The sequence below is a fragment of the Deltaproteobacteria bacterium genome (assembly GCA_016874735.1).
In the GTDB taxonomy this organism is placed as follows: Bacteria; Bdellovibrionota_B; Oligoflexia; order Oligoflexales; family CAIYRB01; genus CAIYRB01.
On sequence record VGTI01000001.1, the window covers coordinates 201325 to 220403 of the forward strand.

The following is a 19079-nucleotide window of genomic DNA, read 5'->3' on the forward strand; positions in this document are numbered from 1 at the left end:
TGAGTTAGTGTTAGTCTTAGGAATTGAATCAAGCTGTGATGAAACGGCATTAGCTCTAGTGCGCGACGGGGTTGACGTAGTTGGTTCGTTAGTCGCATCGCAAACAGCCGTGCATGCAAAGTTTGGCGGAGTGGTACCAGAGGTCGCCGCAAGGGAGCATCTCAAGGTGATCGCGCCGATGTTCCGTGAGTTGATGCGGACAACTAGTGCTCGCAGTCAGGACATCGACCTGGTGGCAGTGACGCAGGGACCCGGACTTATCGGAGCAATTCTCGTGGGCGTTGCTTATGCCAAGGGCGTGGCGCTTGCATTACATCGTCCGTTGATCCCAGTTGACCATGTCCACGCGCATGTTCACGGAGCATTGCTAGGGATAAGCGGGGCGGAACAGCCACAGTTTCCGACTCTAGCGCTCGTAGTGTCTGGAGGTCATACCAACCTCTATTACATGCAGAGTCCAACCCACTTTCAGTTGCTTGCATGCTCAATTGATGACGCTTGCGGCGAGTGTTTCGACAAAGTCGCCAAATTGCTTGGGCTTGGATACCCAGGAGGGCCTCGTATCGAGGCCCTTGCCCAACAAGGACGAGTAGACGCTGTGACCATGCCCCGTATGGTGAGTCAGAAGTCGCGCCTCGAGTTTAGTTATTCTGGTCTCAAGACTTTTGTAGCCAACCACTTACGTCAAGTTGGCCAGGTTACGGAGCAGGATAGAGCGGATTTATGTGCTAGTTTTCAAGCAGAGGCACTAGGTCAAATCGTCCGCAAGGTGCAAGAGGCGGTGCGACTGTTCCCTGAGGCGCGGTCAGTATTGGTGGCTGGTGGTGTCGCAGCCAATCAAACATTTCGCCGGATGATGGCTGACCAAATTTCCCTTCCATCATTTTTTCCTAAATTGGATTACTGCTCCGACAATGCCGCAATGATAGCTGCATACGGGTTTCATATTTATCAAAACCAGCCCGAGGACCGTGCAGCTTGGTTACGCCACAACTGGGACGCTTACTCTCGCTATGATTTTGCAAAGGCGCTAAATGCGACGTCGTCAGCAACGTGATCCGCTCCATCAGAAGAAGTCTCTCAGTCAAGTTTTCCTTAAAGTTGACTGGCCCGTTCAGCGGATGGTGGCCCTGCTTAAGGAGCTAGATGTTCAGCGTGTCATCGAGATTGGGCCCGGCGGTGGTGTGCTTACAAGAGCTATGGTTGATGCAGGTATGCATGTCTTAGCGATTGAGAAAGACCAACGTTTTGCTGCGCACCTACAAGAACAGATCGAACTCTGGGAGAGTCTAAGTCCAGGTAAACTGCGGGTGCACAACGAAGACATCCTACGCTGTGATTTACAGCAATTCGTGGAAATAGCTGGCGCCCCATGCGCACTAGTTGGGAATATTCCCTACCATATCTCGAGTCAAATCGTGCAGCTTGCCATCGAGAATTTGTCAAAGTTGCAGGTTGTCGTGTTGATGACTCAACTAGAGTTTGCAGAGCGAGTTGCCGCCAAGCCAAATTCAAAAGACTACGGTAGTCTATCTGTTTACGCGCAGCTTCGGTCCAGTGTCCACCTTGAGTACAAGGTAGGTCGTGAATGCTTTCAGCCTGTGCCTAAAGTAGACAGTGCTGTGATGACTATCCGGGGTCGGGATGAACAGTTAAGCACGGAAGTCCTGACGGCGACTGAGAAGCTGACGCGGCTTGCCTTCTCGCAGAGGCGGAAGAAGCTCAGCAACAGTTTGTCCACAATATTACCCGAAGGCAGTGACCTTAATGGTGCTCCGGTCGATCTAGACCGTCGGGCCGATGCTATAGCGCCACTAGATTTTGTCGCCTTAGTGGAGTGGTTAAGTAACCATAATCCATGATATTATGAGGCATTATGCTTCACCAATCATGGCAACGTTTTTGCGGCTTGGCGCTGATGGCTACTGGTGCCGTCTGCAGCAACTATGCGTTTGCGGTCGATTTTATACTCCCCGGGGTAGAGGCAAAGGCAGCTGCAGGTGCTGGACAGACGGTCAGTCGGGGAGCATCTGCCTTATTCTTTAATCCGGCCAACGTCATATTATGCCAAGGTGTAGAACCCGAGGCCGATCTTTCGTTTGCCAAGATTACGTATTCGTATCAGAACGCTGCCACAGAAACGTTTGAGCCAGCGGTTTTGGGTGTTACGACACCCACGGCTAGTTTAGGCGGTGCGTGGCGCGTTGATCCCTCTGTCGCACTGGGCATGGAGGTACTACCACTTGGCTTAGGATCCACACAGGACTACTTCGGTGCTCCCGTCGAGGTGACAACTGGTAGTTTTCAAGCGATGGATGTCAGTCGCAAAGAGGTAGCTGCCAAAATTGCCGCCGGAGGGGCGTTTCGTTTTCTTAAACGCTACACTCTCGGTTTGGGACTGATTTATACGACGGAACGTAGTTCCATACGGACTAAAAATGCCGGCACCGAAAGAGTTGCCCTTGAGGCTAGTTATGCCGGTAGATCCTTGCAGCCGAACTTAGGGGCCCGGATTGATGTCGGCTATGGTGTCATTATTGGACTTAGTTATCGCACGCCCGTGACGCGTGCTTACAAGGGAAGCTTATCGATCAATACGGCACCAGAAGACAGTCCGGCAGCTTTACAGTCGGGCGATTTTAAGGGCGTGGCTTTTGAGCCTGCTGCTCTTGGTGTTGGTGTCGAGTGGAAGTTTCTGAACTACGGTTTGTTTGGCGATTTTGTATATAAGGCCTGGTCAGCCGGCCGTTCCGTCAGCAAGGGCGGTCTCGGTGCTGATCCCGCAGAAACTGATTTAATAAACACTACTGATCTTGTGATTGGTGGCAGGTATTGGATAGGCAACAATCATCTGGCTCAATTTGCTATTGGATTGAACGGTGCGAATGTTGGCAATGGCAGCGCCATCAGTACGGACGTTAATAACAGAGATGTGGCTGGAGTCCAGCTCGGTCAGACTGAGGCGATTCCGCGTCTGCTTCTATCCGGCGGCTACCTATTTAAGATTGCTCCTGGCCGGCAGATCGAAGCTGCCATGATGGTGCTTAACGGACGTCGTGAGGTGCCAGTTGGATACAGTCAACCAGGTACTTTTCAGCTGCAGGCTTTTGTGACCACGCTTGGCTGTAATTTTGCCATTTGATCACTTAGCGACCTTAGATTGCTCGTAAACTTGCTTGATATTCCTCTCCACTGTCGTCACGACGCTTTCCGCTGCCTGGGACGGGAATCCCTGGTCATCTACGGTAATTTCCCCAATCGCTACCAAATAAGCGCTACCGTTAAGTTCAAGGAGAGCGCTGACTAATTCGTTGTTGCGCACAGTGCTTTTTCCGCTCCCAAATGTTTGTGCGTAAAGATAGAGGTTGTTTTGCAAGTTGTAGTGATTGACCAAATAGTCGTAGGTTGTGCGGATAGTTAGGATAAAAATGGACTTGGACCAATCCTGGGCCATCGTCCAGCCGCGCACCCAGCTCTTATCCTGGCTACTTGCGATCGGAGTCGAAGTCACCGCGACAGTTTGAGCTCCGTCGGCGATAAGTGACTGTTCTTGCAGTGCCTCGTCACCTTGGTTGGGTGCAGCTTTTTCGAAGTGTGTTTTGGCATCGACTGGGAGCTTTATGGCGCTGCCGTAGGACCAACTTACCTGTCCATTTTTGGCGACGATATCTGTGATACTCGTGATGCTTGGCTTACCTGTGCCAGCATACGCCTGCGCCACGAGACTGGCAAAAACCTTGGTCGGCACGTTCTGCGTCGTACACAAATTTGCTAATTGGCGCATGTGACTCGGTTTTTTTGCGATTTCTGTCGTAACAACGGCGGCGCACCATTGGCTCATCTGCTCCGGTGGCCTGGCAGCTGGTTGTGTCGCGGGGGGATTCGTCGCTGTGCCGTCAAAGGTGCCGCCTTTGGGTGCGATGCCGCCGCCTTTGGGAGTTTGGGGCGAAAATGACGCCCCTTGTTTGCTGGCGTTGGTGCCTTTTTCTGAGGACTGCGGCCCACTGCACGCGCTCGCTAGCGCCCACACGGCTGCAGGTAAAAGATAGTCTTTGAACTTAAACAACCAGGCCTCCGCAAACGATGCCTAGTTATCGGAATTCGTGACGTTTTCCTTTAACCCATTCAATTTAGTGTAATAGTGCCAATCATTTAGCAGACATGCTAAATGATTGAAGAATGGTCGGGCCGGCGAGATTCGAACTCACGACCTCACGCACCCCAAGCGTGCGCGCTACCAACTGCGCTACGGCCCGTTCACTCACTGAAGACATGGGAATTTATCGATACAAGAGACAATTCCCTAGGGGATTCTGCTACTTACCACAGACCTTCTGGACCGTCAACTCAAAGCCACGTGGTGACAGTGATGGGCCTGCGTTGCTGGGTGGGTCTCTGACCGGATATAATGACTTGAGTGGAACCATATCCAGAATGGTTCAGGCGTTCTCAATGCCCAGGTCGCCTCTGTTTCTTCTTCTCTACTCTCCCCTTAATTTTTGCATTTAAGCATTATTTACCCTCGACGGAGTTTAGTCTTGCCACGCATAGGTGATCGCAAAACTTTAGCACTCTGCCTGCTCATGTGGAGCTTAGACTCTCAAGTGGGCTTGGCTATCACCACGCATAAGAAACTCGCTAAGGCTCACCACGAAATTAAGGATGATTTATTTCCACGGCCTCCAACTGTACGGAAGCTGGTGCGGTTTTGGCGGAAAATATTTTACGAATACTCATCGACCACGGCTGTCATCCACGATGCTAACGACACCGATCGTATTGTCGATGTCATTGATTATTCTCCCCTGGAAAAGCAAAGATATTCGTTCATGGTTCCGCGACGCGATCGCGATGAAGTCACATCACGTAATTTGATCCGATACATTAAGGCAGCGGAAAATTTTGCCAAAGAAGGTGAATCCGCCGTGAACCGAGGCGAACCAGAGCGCCGTCTTTATGACGCTTACAAGTCTAATCCCATGGCGTTGCAGCGTCTCTATAAAGGCGAGGTCAAACTGCGAGCGCAAGGCGGCTTGGCTGATGATTTAATTCAGGCAGCAGCAAACGCCCAAGTCTATCTGCCCCAAATGGAGAAGATTTTTCTGCGCTACGGGGTACCCACGATCCTAACCCGCCTTCCGTTTGTCGAATCGATGTTTAACCTGAAGGCTAGATCTAAGGTTGGAGCATCAGGCATCTGGCAATTCATGCCTCAAACTGCTCGTCATTATATTTTTGTGAACGATTTAGTAGACGAGCGGAATGCTCCCGAAAAAGCTACTAAGGCCGCCGCACAATTCCTAGCCAACAATTACAGAATGCTTGGCAGCTGGCCGCTTGCCATCACTGCCTATAACCACGGCGTGATAGGTATGGCAAATGCGGTCAAAAAACATGGGACTAAAGATATAGGGACAATTATAGACAGCTATTATTCTCCAAGTTTTGGGTTTGCTAGTCGCAATTTTTATTCAGAGTTTCTGGCTGCTGCCGATACCTATGAAAAGCTTTATCGGCAGAATCGGATTCCCAAGCCGCTAGATTACACACCAACGGCATCTGTGATCATTCGTCATCCTATGTCGGTCGCACAAATTTTGCAGAGCACTTCGATTACAAAAGAACAATTGACTGCACTAAATCCCTGCCTGCTTGAGCCAGCATGGACCAAGAAACTCAACAAGCAGCTTCCATCTTTTTATGAAATCAAAGTGCCTAAGAATCTTCATAAAGCGATTCAGATCGGCATAAAAAACTTCGATGCTAAACGTTATGCCCGGAGATAGGTGATCATGAGCAAGTATCTAACAATTTCCATGGTCACGATCAGCGCATGTTTCGTTGGAGCATTGACCACTTTTGCTGCATCAAAAGCGCAAGAACCTCGGGTTGGTCAGGTAGATACTATCCTCGATCGACTCGAGAAGCGTCTTCTTGACCAAGAAGCAGATGGCGTCACCTTTAGTGATCGGAGTAGTGAGGTTAATTTTTTAAAACAACCTATTGATGGCAAAGTCAAAAAATACCAATTCAAGGCGGGCAAGATTGAGGCATCGGCGCCTGAAAAAGATCGTCTCAAGGCGATAGAAGTCTTAGTTTCAGACCTTGAGAGGCAAGTTGATGCGCTAGCGGCACGAGTACAAAAAACCAAGCAGTCGGTTATCGACGATGCGACTTTAAACAATTCTGTTGCTGTCGATGCCCAGATGGACGGAGTAGATAAAGCATCGATTAAGTCGATGCGGATTAGACTGGATGGTTACGAGCTCTACAGTATCTCAGATACTGCCGGGCTTTGGTTGCCTTCGAAAGTGGTACCGATATACTCAGGGCCATTGCAGCCAGGTTCGCATCGGTTGGATTTAGAGGTGCGTCTCATGCTGCGGACTAATCCAGATCTTCCCCTCAATTCTGATGTCTACAGGTACGTGAACAAGAGCTTCACCATGACTGTCGCTGGGGGGGCAACCCAGAGTCGGTACGTCATCGATATTAAGGCGCCCGAATCATTAGATGCTTCTGCTGACGCCAGTCTAAAGGAAATGATTTGAATTTTTGCCTACATCGTCGCAGTCTACGCTCGCTAATTGGCAGGGCCTTGCTAGTAATTTGCCTTGCCGTTGGAAGTCAAGCTAGTGCGTCGCATGCCAGCACCTATATCGACGAACCTGAGACGGAGCTAGCTTTAATCAAGACGAGTCTCGATCAATGGCTTCTTAAGTTAAATGCCGAAGATAAGCTTAATCATGAATTTGGCATTGGCCCCCAGAATGATGCCGCTGAGCGCGCCTGGGCTAATGCCAATGAATTTTTCGGGCGTAAAGAGTGGACCTCATCGGTTCGTGAATTAAATAATTTTCTTAATCAATTGCAGGTGCCAGATGGTGAGCGTTTCTTACGGGCACAATATATGCTCGGCATCGCTTATGAAGGGCTGCAATTTCGCGAAAAATCGATAAAAGCCTATTTCCGCTACCTGGCTGCGACGCTTACAGCGAAGCAGGAAAGATTCGAGGAACTCTTGGACGTTCTGCGGCGGCTAGTGCCTTTGGTCAGTAGTATCGCCAGTAAAAAAGAGTTACGGCAGCAGTTAGCCGCCCTCACTAGCCTGGAACTACCACCAGCGATCCGTGCGCTCGTGTTTTATTATGCAAGTAAAGCAGCGATCGGTGTTGGTGATTATGCTGTAGCGGAGGAATGGCTAAAGCAGTTGATCCAGGTCGATGGTGACGCAGTGTTGAAGGCACGAGCAATGTACCTATTAGGTGTGATTGCGATTCAAGGTCAAAAGTCCGACGCTGCGAGCGAATTTTTTGGAAAAGTTATTGCTCTACCAGGTGACGATGAGACGCGAGACTTGGCTCGCTTAGCGTTGGCTCGCTTGGCATTTAAGGCGCGAAAGTCGACACTAGCGTTGCGCCACTACGATACGATTGCGCCCGAGGCGGCTTCCTTCAAGGACGCCACTTTTGAGAGTATCTATGTGCTTATGGATGTTAAAAGGGAGCAGGAAGCGCGCGTCAAGTCCCTCCTGTATCTAAGCAGGTGGCCCGAGGGTCCCGAGGCGATGCAAGTACGCATACTACTTCCGTACTTGGACATGAGGGTGGGTGATCTGGCAGCAGCCCAGTCCTCGATCGCCGAAGCCGATAAGCGTCTGCAGGACATTAAGACTTGGCTTCAGCGTCATTTAGCCAACGAGTCATCGGTTACGCAGACGACTCTGGAGGATTTGACCACTTTGACCGGAGCACAATTAGCGGTACCGACGACTGTCCAGCGAGCGACGCAACTCTACGTGCGTCTGGCAGAATTGTCCCGACGCTTGAGCGATATTCGCGGCAGTGTCCGGAATACCTTATATACGGTCGGTCGGGCTAAAATTGTGCATTTTCGACCATTTTGGTTGAAGAGATCGACACAATTAGACGATGCATCAATGGAATTGCTGCAACTTGGGCATCGTCTCATTGAGACTGAAAGACGACTCTATGCTAGTAAGCTTAGTAGGATCGATCAACAGAGGTTGGATGCATCGTTCGCGCGGCGCGCTAGTTTACTTGGTGCTGCCGCCAAAGGCCATCGTCAAGCTCACAGCTGGGAAGACTTTACAGTAACCTCTGACATGACCTTACGGTTGGCTAGTGTTAGTAGCAAATTGGCAGGAATGCAGGCGGAGTTAGCCTCGGTCCGTTACGTTCATTTGCTGAGAGACAATGCGGGCGACAAAGGTAGCGATACAGCACGCATTGAGGAACACAGCGAGAAAGTAAAAAAACTTCAGGATTTTGTTTCCCGTGGCCTGGAGGCTGTTAGGCGCTACAGGACTAGCCAAATTGCTGATGATGCTCCCCATATCGCAACGATGATGTTTTTCCAATCTTATGCCGGCGCCATGATTGAAGAGGAGCTCATTTTATCCAGAGTCCGTGGCGTTGGCACGAAAACGAGTCACGAGCGTTTGAATGCAGAGGATGCCTCCGGCGCTTGGGCCCAGTGGAGGTTTTTAGCCAGTATGTTATTCGATCAGTTAAGTGCCTTAGATCGTGACATGCGTGCCAAAATGGGGGGGCTAATTACGGAGCTTGATCTCGAGGAGAATTCCTTTGATCTCTCTGATGCCAAAGTTGCGACTCTCAGCCGCATGCTGTCCGATCAATTGGGGCAATCGATGGCTGCCATCTTAAACCAATATCAAACAGCCATCGACGAGCGATTTGCACGGCACCAGAAGATACGCGGCGACCTCGACTATCTAAAATTTCTTAAAACACGTGACGATAACCAGAAGTTACAAGATCAATATAACCTTGAGCAGCAGATATTGCGGGATAATCTGCTCGGACTGCAACAAGGGGCTTTGTGGCAATGGCCAAATTAATGCGAGCTTTGTGCGCACCAATTCTAATCTTGTCACTCAGCGTCACCGTACAAGCGGGTGAACGCAAAGATGCTTTTCCTCCTGAGGTCAGCGATCCTGAAGCGATTCAGGCGATCCGCAAATATTGGGGAGCCTTTGAGGCGTACGAATACAATCTTTTACAGGATGGGGAAAAGAAGTTTAACGAGGCCTGGCGTGAAGTAAAAAAGAACTTTCAGAAAGCACGGATAAAAATAAGTGCGGCTGAACTCGAATCACTGCAAAAGGCTGCGCAAAATTATAGAACGCAGTTAACCTCACATCAAAACGTCTCTAGTCGTCCCTATACATTACTTAATCTGGCGCAGATCCTCGCGCTCATCGGCGATCATCAATCATCTGAGGATCCTGACGCGGGAACATTTGCACGTTCGGAGGCACTCGCCCTCATTAAGGATGTTGAGACCAATCATCGTGATTTCAGGTATTTAGATCAGGCGCTTTACCTGCGTGGCTCGGTACTGGCGACAATGGGCCGCGACGATGAGGCTCTAGCTGCATGGCGTGCGCTGGCTCCTGCAGCTCAATCATCGATTTACGGTGTCTACGCGCGTATTGCCATTGGAGACTCTTTTTATAAAAAAGATCAGCCATTAGATGCGCTCCGCTCTTACCAGGATGCTCAAGATATCTTAGGCAAGATCAAAATCGACGATTCAGACTATGAGCGCATTCGGTTAGATTATCGACTGGGTTGGGCAGCTTACCGATCCACCGAGCTCGATGCAGCTATGCTCGCAGCTAGTGATCTGCTCAGTCCGGATCTTCGCTTTAGTTCGGTCGAGCAGAAGCAGAAAATTCAGCAAGACGCTGTGGATCTACTGGGTGATTCGCTATTTGAAAACAATACGTTGGATAGAACTTATAGTGAATTAAGACGGCCTGAGATCACCGAGTTTTCTGGAGCGATCGGACTTCGTACTCTCAAGAAGTACTATGCCAACGGCAATTTTGATCAAGCGGCTCAGCTCGCTTCTTTCCTTTACCGTACCGTTCCCCTATGCGTACAGCTTCCGGATATACTGAGGATCCAAGCCGATGCATTTGGCAAAATTGGCAAGCCGGAACTACGCATCCGTAGTCTCGAAGCCCTGGCATCTCTTCTTCCTGCTCAGAGTCTTTGGCGAGCGAGAAACAAAGTAAATCTAAATGCAACAAAGGCTATGGAAGCACTGAGCAAACAAGCAGCCGAATTGGTCGCAATTAATAACTATGAAACTGCGCTTGCCTCAGGTAATGCCCGCTTATTTTTGAATGCAGCAGCACTTTACGATAATTTAATAGAGCAGTTTCCGTCTGATGTACAGGCCAATGAATGGCGGCTACGTCGAGCGCATTGTGCCTATTTTTCAGAGAATAACGATGAGGCAGCTAAGCAATACAATGCACTGAAAACTGATTATAAGGTATCAGCAGAGATATTGCAGATTGCATCTTATCAGCTAGTACTGACTAACGAAAAAAGATGGCGGGAAGCTTTTGCCAAGGCCATGGGTCGCGGTGATGATCCCTACACGGATGGTTCCACTTTGACAACAGTGGCGGAACTGGAAAAAAGTATCGATGAGTTTTCGTCGAGGTTTGCTGGTCAGAGTCGTTCCGTAGATTTATTGCTGGTGGGTGCAAGTGCAAATCGTGACATGAACCGCCTAGGTGATGCCGGCCGCTATTGGCAGCGTGTACTGGTTTCTCAACCCGCCTCAGCCCAGCGGGGACTGGCGGTAAGGGGGTTGATACTGACTGCGATGAAGATCGGTAGTCCGGCCGAAGTTATTGAGGCTTGCCGTCGGTATCTTAAACTTGAAGATTGGCAGGCATTGGGCCTTACCATCGCCACAGAATTAAACGGAGTGCTTTCGGCTGCAACCCTCGAGCAAGGCAAGGTCTTGGTCGGGAGCGGAAAGCTGCAAGAGGCCGGAGAGTTGATGGTAGGTGTTGCAGAAGAATTTCCTAAAGTTCCGGAACGCGATCGTATATTTAGAGACGGTGCCTACCAGCTAGCCATTGGCGGTGACTGGGGTGGTGCTGAAAGAGCCTCCACTGCCTATCTAAAATCCGGTTTAACTTCCTACCGGGGTGATATGGTTTATCTATTAGCGCGTGCTCAGGAGTATCAATTACGCCTGCATGAGGCTGCTAAAAGTTATGCTGAACTTACGGAGAAATATCCAAATCATGTACGCGCAGGAACTAGTGCTGCCAGGTCTGAGCGTCTAGCCTTAGCGGAAGGAGACTACAGTCTTGCGGCACGCGCCGCCACGCTCCAGGCTGAACGGTCCACTGTGGAAAAAGTGCGGCGGGCAGACTACGCGCGAGCGGCGGAATATTTAGAGAAAGATGGTGATCCAAACCGCGCCCTATTGATAGCCCGTAAGGGTCAGAGAGCAAGCCGGACCGCAGCAGAGCGATACCGAGCTGAACTTCAGATCGCGCGTCTTTCATTTAAAACGGGTTCGGAGCAAGAGGCTCTCGATGATTTAGCCATTTTGGCGAAACAGATCGATAAGAGCTCTGGGAAAATGCCATCCCAAGATTTTGCTGCGATTTCTGGAGAGGTTCACGTGATGTTAGGGGACGAAGCTAAGCGTCAGTTTGATGATTTCAACATGATTGAGCGCGGTGGTGACTTGAATGCTAATGTTGAGAAGAAGACCGAGTACTTTGCGGCTATGACGTCCGAGTACGACCGGGCAGCAAACGCAAGTGATCCCAAATGGAGTAGCGAGGCCAGGTTTCAGATCGGTGCCGCTGCAGAAGCACTCGCCGACGAAATTGCCTCACTACCGGCGCGCAGTGGCGAGGTGGTTACTTTAAAATCGCAAAGTCGCTACAACGCGACCGTCCAAAGACTGAAGTCTATGGCACAGAAATATCATGGAGCTAATGTATTGGCGGCTCGGAAAAATCCTAGTCTTTACAGAGACAACGAATGGGTGAGTAAATCTGCGATGCGTTTGAGTGGCGTCGTCGCATCTGATCAGATGACAAGGCATAAAGAGGCCTTACCGACAGCAGTGCAAAGTAATATTCCGTCAGACTGGAGCCTGTAATGGTGAAAAAATTCACAATTGCTTTGGTTTTGGCCGGGCTAAGTCTTCTAGGTTGTGCGGGTTCGAGAGGACAACATAGTGTCGACAATGATCTTGATCTTGGCTCCAATGCCATCGTGAAGATTAAACAGCGATCGCAATCTCAATCGATGCGTACGGCCGAGGTAAAGGGCGATGTTAAAGTTCCGCCTAACGCTGTGACTAATTGGCGTAGCTTTTTTAAGGCCCCTCCAACGGTCAAGGAAAGATCCGTTTTAGAGGAGCGTCTGAAGCATGCCCATGATTCAGGTGATGTCGATAATCTACTCGGCCGCGCTCGTACTGAGTTAGCGCTAGGACAGTTAATTGCTGCCGAGACCACGTTTCGACAAGTTTTGCGGCATGACGATGAAAATATTGAAGCCCTTATTGAGCTAGCTTCACTTTATCTGCGAATTAAACGGTTGAACGATACTTTTGATCTTCTCAGCCAGGCAAAAGACGCAATTAACGGCGCTGACGACGTTGGGCAGGGTGTGGCTATGAAATATCGCTACACTCTTGCACTCGCCTATTTGGCGCGCGGTGATCGTGAAAAGGGGCATAGGATTCTTAGTGACCTCATCGGTGTAGACAAAACGTTTGCACCGGCCTACGCGACTCTCGGACAGTCCTATTTAAACTCTGGTCGCGATAGTGTTGCTGAGTTCGTCATCCGTCGGGGTTTGGACCGTGTGCACGATAGTGCCAGCCTCCTTAACCTTATGGGTGTCTTGGCTGAGAGGCAGAAGAGGGTTGATGAGGCAAGAACGTGGTTCGACAAGGCGCTACACGCGACTCCCACTTACGCACCTGCCCTAGTCAATCGAGCGGTATTGAGTACGCAGACCCTCGAATATGCGGCCGCGGAGCAGGATCTCCTACAAGCGCTGGCACTCGACCCCCTCAACGTCGAGGCATTGGTCGCCCTTGGTGTAGTGCAAAAGCGCCAAGGTAACATTTCAGGCGCCAAGGCCTCGTTTACAAAGGCCATCGAGGTGGGTCCCGAGGATCCTTACGCGCGATTCAATCTCGCTGTGCTGCAGGCTGACGAATTACAGCGGCCAACGGAAGCGGCGCGGTTGTTTAGAGAGGTGATTCAAATGAACGGTGCCACGGAGAGTCTCAAGGATTTGGCCCGGGCATATGTCACAGATTTGCAACCGCCGGCGGCTCGATAAGTGTTTAGCATCATGATTATTTTTGAAATTCATGGGGCACCCTACTCAAGTTGTGTGGACGAATTACCGAACGAACGTATGGGACCTAGTTAGAGGACGCTATGAGCATCGATCACAACAACCCACCCGATGGCAATTTACCGGTAGGTGACCACCCAAGTGGGCAGTACGACACGACCAGTTACATTCTAGTGGTCGACGACGACAATACCCTTTTGAAGTTTTTCAAAATTCACCTCAATAAGTTTTTTTCTAAAGTCATCGTAGTTAAAAATGCTCGCGAAGCTGCTCAAACCTTGTCGGAAAAGCAAGTTGACCTGGTCTTGTGCGACATTAGAATGCCCCGCGTTAACGGCTTTCAAATGATGCGGCGCATTCGTCGCCACGATCCGAGCATTCCCGTTCTTCTCATTAGTGGCGCACTTCTGACGGAAGAGCAGGAGAGCGAAGCTGCCATGTTGGCGGATGGTTTTTTGCGCAAACCATTTTCAGTCGATGAGCTTCACGGATTCATCAATCGCGGCATGGAGCTGAGGGCACATTTTGTGCGACTCGTGCAATTAATCGGTGATAAGAAGTTCCTTCGTCCAGTACTCTACGGTAAGCGGAAAGTTGAAAGACTGGTGGAGAAAGAGCTGTTCGACGAGGCGAGATCGCTCCTAACTTCCATCAAAAAAGTAGGGTAGAGACTTTCAGAAAATCTGCGTCATTTACGCGCAATACACCTTGATGTGAGAGCGGCAGCATGGCTGAACAGAGTTGCCAGTGCTGCTGACAATAACAAACCTAGTACAAGGCCGATTGAGTCCGTACCATCAGCAACAGGTGGGTATAAGGATCGGATAAACATGCCGGGACCCATGGCTAGTATACCGCAGGATAGTCCGGCACTCTGTAGGACTTGCCAGCGTGGACCCAGTCTTGAGTAGGGCAATGTCAGTCCGAATGCAATGTGAAGTAAACCAAAAAGGTTAGTGTGGCCGTGAGCACTACTAAGGAGGACAGTATTCCAAGTTGGGTTAATAGCCTGTTCCGCAACATACGATGCGGTTAAGTCTGTGGCGATAAAGGCTCCGCTGGCAGCTGCGATAAACAGTGTCCAAAAGCCGATGGCAAAATTTACAAGAGAAATGCGGGGCATAAAATTTCGTTCGTCAGGTTATTAAAAGGCCCAAGGCAGAGAGCCCTTGGCGATAAGCTTGCTGTTTAAACGGTACGACACGCCGGAGCGCCTCAGCTACAGTCACCCAAGCTAGGGATCTGAACTCCTTGTCAGTGGCGCGCTCTAGCGATGGCTCATGCCCAGCTGGTAATCTGACATGGAACCAGATCTGATCCTGACCTTTGAATTTTTTTGTTAAAGGTCCGGCGATATCTGGAGGAAAATCATAGCGTATCGGAGCGACACTGCGACCCAAAACGATAAATTCCGCTACTCCGATTTCTTCTTGAACTTCCCGACGCACTGCGGTCTCTGGCGATTCGCCGGTGTCAATGCCACCCTGTGGGAATTGCCACGAGCCCGGCGGTTCTGCCCTTTCACCGACTAAAACCAAACCGTCTTTATTGGTTACAACGGCAAGGACGCACGGTCTGTACTCAGATTCCAAAGGACTACCTCTCAAGGCTGATAATAAGCGTCTCTATCATGGTATAATAAACTAATCGGACCGTTCGGTCAGCCCCCCAAGCCTGCATCAGTGCCACCTCGCCAGAAGAGTGCCAAACATGAAACTAAGTAACCATAGGTATCACTCTCTGATGTCATTGTGTTTTGCGACACTCGGCATGGTGGGAGTGACAACTTCATCACTAGCTGGGGTTTCTGTCACAGGTTCTGTGTCAACTTCTACTACTAACGTGCCCTTACAGATTACAACAATGCAGTACGGCACTGCTGGTGTCGACTTTGACCTAGGACAGTATATTAGGTTCGGTCTAAATTACGGCGTTCAGCTGAGCACGACATCGGTTTATCAGCCTCCTGCCGGCGGATCCAATGGATCGGCGAACTTGGCAGACCCAACTTGTCCAACGGTGGGTTCCTGTGTATCCGTCGTCAATAAAACGGTTATTACCGAACGCGGTAGTGGATTCACGCTGATCCTGTGGGCAGGAGAAATCTTCATGCCCTATGTGACAGTGGGTGGTGTAGTTAAAAACTATACATTTACTACCCAAGTGAATGACGGCACAGCCGAAGAACGTAAGGGGCAAACTCCCGTGTCGGTCAGTCTGGGTGGCGGTCTAGTTTGTCGTCTCAATCGTGACTTTAGTTTGAAAATGAATGCTCAGATTTCACCCGGTGTCACTATGAGTCCAGGTGATCCTACCCCACGGATGACATGGGATAAAAAGAATACATTTGGGCTTACATACCAAATTAGGTGAGGCCTAACTGCTGCAGTGGCACCGCCACGCGACCCTAATATTACTCGCCTCTCCAACCGATACCTCTCGAGGGACCATTTAAGGTTTGGGTCTTTAGTCGGGGTCGATCAGTGCCTATCGCATTGAAAATTGGGGTAGTTTTAACGCTAGCGATAGGGTGTATTTTCGCTGCGTTGTGGCAACTCGCTAACGTGCGCGGACTCAAAGCGCGAGGGCGACGTCGCCGATTGCCGGGATCTAGTGAAACCTCGCAAAGGTCAAGTGATCGCCGCCGCAAGTTTTCGCGCATGGAACGCAAGTTATTTCAGGAGGCGCAGCACTTCCTTGAGGATGGCAAGGTACAGCCTGCCGCCGCTCTACTTGAACAGCTTTCCATGCAGCGGGAGGCCATCCAGGTCCTTGAGGATCATGGGTTTATCCACGATGCAGCCAAAATTCTGATGCGGATGCAACGGCATAATCGTGCAGGCGTTGTTTATGCGCGCCATGCGATGTGGGAGAACGCAGCGCGGTGTTTCAAAATGGCTAACATGCCTGCAGAGGTTGCCAAGTGTGCACGTGAGTTCGGTGATAATACTATGGCTTGCGAGTATTTCGAGAAAGCAGAAAAATTTGGCCACGCCGCGGAGTGTGCTGAAGAGCTCAGTGATAATCTGCGTGCGGCTCGACTTTATCTCAAAGATAATAACCAAGCCAAGGCCATGAGCTGTTACAGTAAAGTTGTGGCTAAGAGTGGTACATCAAAGACGACGGATCTTCGTTCTTCTGAACTGCAATCAATCGCGTCCTATGTGGCAGACGGGCATGGTGACGGGAATCTTGCAAAAATCCTACATGCAAATGATAAGTTACTATCTGTAATTCAAAAGCTTCTCGCCGGTGGGATGGCCAATCAAGTCAAAGACATTCTAACCGCTGTAAAAGTTGATATTGCCCCGCAACTTATGGCCGACATCAACTATTCCGATCAGAGTGCACCTATACTTGCGGATGTTTTGTCCAAAATGGAACGGCATCAGTATGCCGGGATGATATATGAGCAGTTGCAGATGTTTGATCGAGCCGCAGTTGCGTTTGAAAAGGCTGGCGATCCCTCGCGTGCCAGTTACTGCCGCGAGCGTGCAGGACTTTCGTCCAAATCCAAGCGATTACCGGAAGACCCAGATGCAACCAGCGTGATCCAGCCGCCGCCACCGCGCGCTGATTTGAAACCGGTACAATCTGTGCCGAGTGCAGCGGGGCCTAGTTCACTGCGCGTGGAATTCGCCTTAGCAGCTGTCACAGAAGTTGCTAGACCAAAATCAACATTAAATACACAGGCCGCGGCAATGGCTGATGTCGTGCCACCACCGTTACCGATTCCCCCAGCTATGGCACCAGTGGCAGACGATCTTGGCCGCTCTGCTTTTGTAAAATCGTCGTTGTGTACCGATTTGAGTTTTGAGCAGTCGCAGGCCCTTTGGGATATTGGCGTGACCACTCAGTACGCGGCTGGAGAGACAATATTAGGTTACAGCGGTGATCCACGCGGTATATATGTCGTGCTGCGGGGACAAGTGAGTTGTTTCCGTCGCTACGGTGATAAGGATGCCTTCATCGATCAACTGGGCGCGGCTGATTCTTTTGGCGAACTTTGGCTACTAGCCGATAATCCGAGTGCAGTCCAATTCGTAGCTTTGCGCGATGTTGATATCAGGATCATCGATAGGGTAGCCTTCCTCCAGCTCCTGGAAAGAGATTCGACAATCGCTTGTAAGCTCTACAAAAGATTCGCCATGCGCCTTCTGGATAAGCTGCTAAATCAGCGATCTGACAGAAAAAATCCGCTCGCATCCTGATTGCGTGGGTTGGCACGGCGTGTGCACTCCTCGGTTAGTTGACCGAGTGGTAAGCTGATTTTCTACCTGCGGAGACTGCCAATGAACATGAGATGTATCAAGCACCCAGAGTATCGCGGAAAAACATCGCCAGTATTAGCGTGCCGCGCCTGTTGTTCCATGTTTCTTGCTGAGAATAGGTCGCACAGGACGAGCTCGGGAGGTGGCAGCATCGTACCACCACCTCCAACAGCTACTTCAAACCTGGATACGCGGCAGACCATTATTCAGACGGTTCTGCAAAGCCTGTGACGGCTGCTAGATGCATTCGATGACGACCGCGCTGGCTTCGCCGCCGCCGATGCACAGTGTCGCTAGCCCGCGTTTCTTGCCTGCTGCTCTGAGTCCATTGACAAGCGTTGCTAGAACACGTGCTCCACTTGCCCCGATCGGATGACCGAGGGCAACGGCGCCGCCGTGAGCATTGACCTTGGAAGCATCCAATTTGAGTTCTTTAATAGCTGCCATAGTAACGACCGCAAAGGCTTCATTAATCTCGAAGAGATCGATGTCATTAATCTGTAGTTTTGCCTTGGCGAGCACCTTGCGGATGCATGCAATGGGTGCCGTTGTGAACCAGCTTGGCTCCTGAGCATGAGATGCCTGGGCCACGATCCGAGCTATCGGCTGGAGGTTGAAATCTTTCACAGCTCTCGAACTTGCGAGTACACTGAGAGCGGCCCCATCATTGATCGAGGATGCATTCCCTGCCGTCACGGTGCCATCCTTCTCGAAGGCTGGGCGCAGGGTGGGCAATTTGGCTAGATCGACTGAAAACGGTTGCTCATCCTTGTCGACAATCACGTTGCCTTTTTTGCCTGCGATTTCGATAGGCACGATCTCCTTGGTAAAATGACCGCTCTCGGCGGCTCGCCGCGCCCTTTCGTAACTTTGAATGGCGAACTTATCTTGGTCCTCGCGCGAAAAGCTGAAATCCTTGGCGCACAAGTCGCCAAAGTTACCCATGGCTTTGTTGCCATAGGGGTCCCACAGTCCGTCAAACTGCATGTGGTCTTGTAATTCCACAGCACCAAATTTGTAGCCCTGGCGACTACCAGGCAGCATATGAGGTGCGAGCGACATACTTTCCATGCCACCAGCGAAGATGACGCTTGCGTCACCCGATTTAATCGCTTGATCAGCGAGCATCACGGCCTTCAAACCGGAGCCACAAACACGATTTATCGTTGTGGCGCACACTGACTTGGGTAAACCACCGTACAAGGCCGCTTGTCGCGCCGGTGCCTGGCCAATGCCAGCAGGCAGGACGCACCCCATGATGATCTCATCAACGGACTCTGGCTTGATGCCGGTGGTGTCGAGAGCATGCTTCACTAACGGTGCAGCGAGTTTCGGAGCGGGCACGGAGGACAAGGAACCACTGAGTTTTCCGATAGGAGTGCGTTTAGCGTACACAAGCAGAGTATCTTCTGACATCTCGTCCTCATGATGTAGGGCCGACCGTGGTCAACCTGGTTTGGCGCTGTTCTTGGTTCTTTCTTAATGGAAACATTTCGCCCTTAGCCACCAAATTATTCTTCATCTGATTAAGACGTAATTTTTTGTGGCGCAATCGGGTCCTAGCCGTTATAAGTTGCATCCAACCCAGATCGGACCGGGCCACTTCAGGCCGCTTGCTATG

General features: G+C 50.5%; 15 protein-coding genes and 1 tRNA gene. 11 read left to right on the plus strand and 5 right to left on the minus strand.

What is annotated here, in order from left to right:
* The first annotated feature begins 7 nt into the window (after window positions 1-7).
* Genes tsaD through FJ146_00890 form a run of 3 tightly spaced genes read left to right on the plus strand, consistent with a single transcriptional unit; the run spans window position 8 to window position 3142 of the window.
* The gene (tsaD, locus tag FJ146_00880) at window positions 8-1057 is read left to right on the plus strand and encodes a tRNA (adenosine(37)-N6)-threonylcarbamoyltransferase complex transferase subunit TsaD (protein ID MBM4250509.1); all 1050 of its coding nucleotides are present in this window, start codon (window positions 8-10) and stop codon (window positions 1055-1057) included.
* A complete protein-coding gene (rsmA, locus tag FJ146_00885; protein MBM4250510.1) occupies window positions 1035-1862 on the plus strand; it encodes a ribosomal RNA small subunit methyltransferase A in 828 nt (275 codons plus the stop codon). The genes tsaD and rsmA overlap by 23 nt, the downstream gene beginning before the upstream one ends.
* Before the next feature lie 14 nt (window positions 1863-1876).
* Window positions 1877-3142, plus strand: a complete 1266-nt coding sequence (locus FJ146_00890) for a hypothetical protein (GenBank protein MBM4250511.1) — start codon at window positions 1877-1879, stop codon at window positions 3140-3142.
* On the opposite strand, the gene FJ146_00895 is transcribed toward FJ146_00890, so the two are convergent.
* Entirely contained in the window at window positions 3143-4066 is a 924-nt protein-coding gene (locus FJ146_00895; GenBank protein ID MBM4250512.1) for a hypothetical protein, read from the minus strand.
* A gap of 114 nt (window positions 4067-4180) precedes the next feature.
* Window positions 4181-4256, minus strand: a tRNA-Pro gene (locus tag FJ146_00900).
* 282 nt (window positions 4257-4538) lie between these two features.
* Here FJ146_00900 and FJ146_00905 point away from each other — a divergent pair.
* The 6 genes from FJ146_00905 to FJ146_00930 all read left to right on the plus strand — a co-directional run bounded on the left by FJ146_00905 (window position 4539) and on the right by FJ146_00930 (window position 13855).
* Window positions 4539-5786, plus strand: a complete 1248-nt coding sequence (locus FJ146_00905) for a lytic transglycosylase domain-containing protein (GenBank protein MBM4250513.1) — start codon at window positions 4539-4541, stop codon at window positions 5784-5786.
* 6 nt (window positions 5787-5792) lie between these two features.
* Entirely contained in the window at window positions 5793-6551 is a 759-nt protein-coding gene (locus tag FJ146_00910) for a hypothetical protein (protein MBM4250514.1), read from the plus strand.
* Window positions 6548-8881: a hypothetical protein gene (locus tag FJ146_00915; GenBank protein MBM4250515.1), complete on the plus strand. Its 2334-nt coding sequence runs from the start codon at window positions 6548-6550 to the stop codon at window positions 8879-8881. The genes FJ146_00910 and FJ146_00915 overlap by 4 nt, the downstream gene beginning before the upstream one ends.
* A complete protein-coding gene (locus FJ146_00920) occupies window positions 8869-11970 on the plus strand; it encodes a hypothetical protein (protein MBM4250516.1) in 3102 nt (1033 codons plus the stop codon). Before FJ146_00915 ends, FJ146_00920 begins: the two co-directional genes overlap by 13 nt.
* Window positions 11970-13169: a tetratricopeptide repeat protein gene (locus tag FJ146_00925; GenBank protein MBM4250517.1), complete on the plus strand. Its 1200-nt coding sequence runs from the start codon at window positions 11970-11972 to the stop codon at window positions 13167-13169. Before FJ146_00920 ends, FJ146_00925 begins: the two co-directional genes overlap by 1 nt.
* Window positions 13170-13270: 101 nt before the next feature.
* Window positions 13271-13855: a response regulator gene (locus FJ146_00930; GenBank protein MBM4250518.1), complete on the plus strand. Its 585-nt coding sequence runs from the start codon at window positions 13271-13273 to the stop codon at window positions 13853-13855.
* A 20-nt stretch (window positions 13856-13875) separates the two neighbouring features.
* On the opposite strand, the gene FJ146_00935 is transcribed toward FJ146_00930, so the two are convergent.
* Both FJ146_00935 and FJ146_00940 read right to left on the minus strand, forming a co-directional pair.
* Entirely contained in the window at window positions 13876-14310 is a 435-nt protein-coding gene (locus tag FJ146_00935; GenBank protein MBM4250519.1) for a hypothetical protein, read from the minus strand.
* A 13-nt stretch (window positions 14311-14323) separates the two neighbouring features.
* Window positions 14324-14794, minus strand: a complete 471-nt coding sequence (locus FJ146_00940; GenBank protein MBM4250520.1) for an RNA pyrophosphohydrolase — start codon at window positions 14792-14794, stop codon at window positions 14324-14326.
* Between the two features lie 103 nt (window positions 14795-14897).
* On the opposite strand from FJ146_00940, the gene FJ146_00945 reads away from it, so the two are divergent.
* Together FJ146_00945 and FJ146_00950 are read left to right on the plus strand one after the other, a co-directional pair.
* Window positions 14898-15560, plus strand: a complete 663-nt coding sequence (locus tag FJ146_00945) for a hypothetical protein (GenBank protein MBM4250521.1) — start codon at window positions 14898-14900, stop codon at window positions 15558-15560.
* Between the two features lie 110 nt (window positions 15561-15670).
* Window positions 15671-17398, plus strand: a complete 1728-nt coding sequence (locus FJ146_00950) for a cyclic nucleotide-binding domain-containing protein (GenBank protein MBM4250522.1) — start codon at window positions 15671-15673, stop codon at window positions 17396-17398.
* A gap of 297 nt (window positions 17399-17695) precedes the next feature.
* On the opposite strand, the gene FJ146_00955 is transcribed toward FJ146_00950, so the two are convergent.
* Window positions 17696-18874, minus strand: coding sequence for a thiolase family protein (locus FJ146_00955; protein ID MBM4250523.1), 1179 nt, complete (start codon window positions 18872-18874; stop codon window positions 17696-17698).
* Between the last annotated feature and the right edge of the window lie 205 nt (window positions 18875-19079).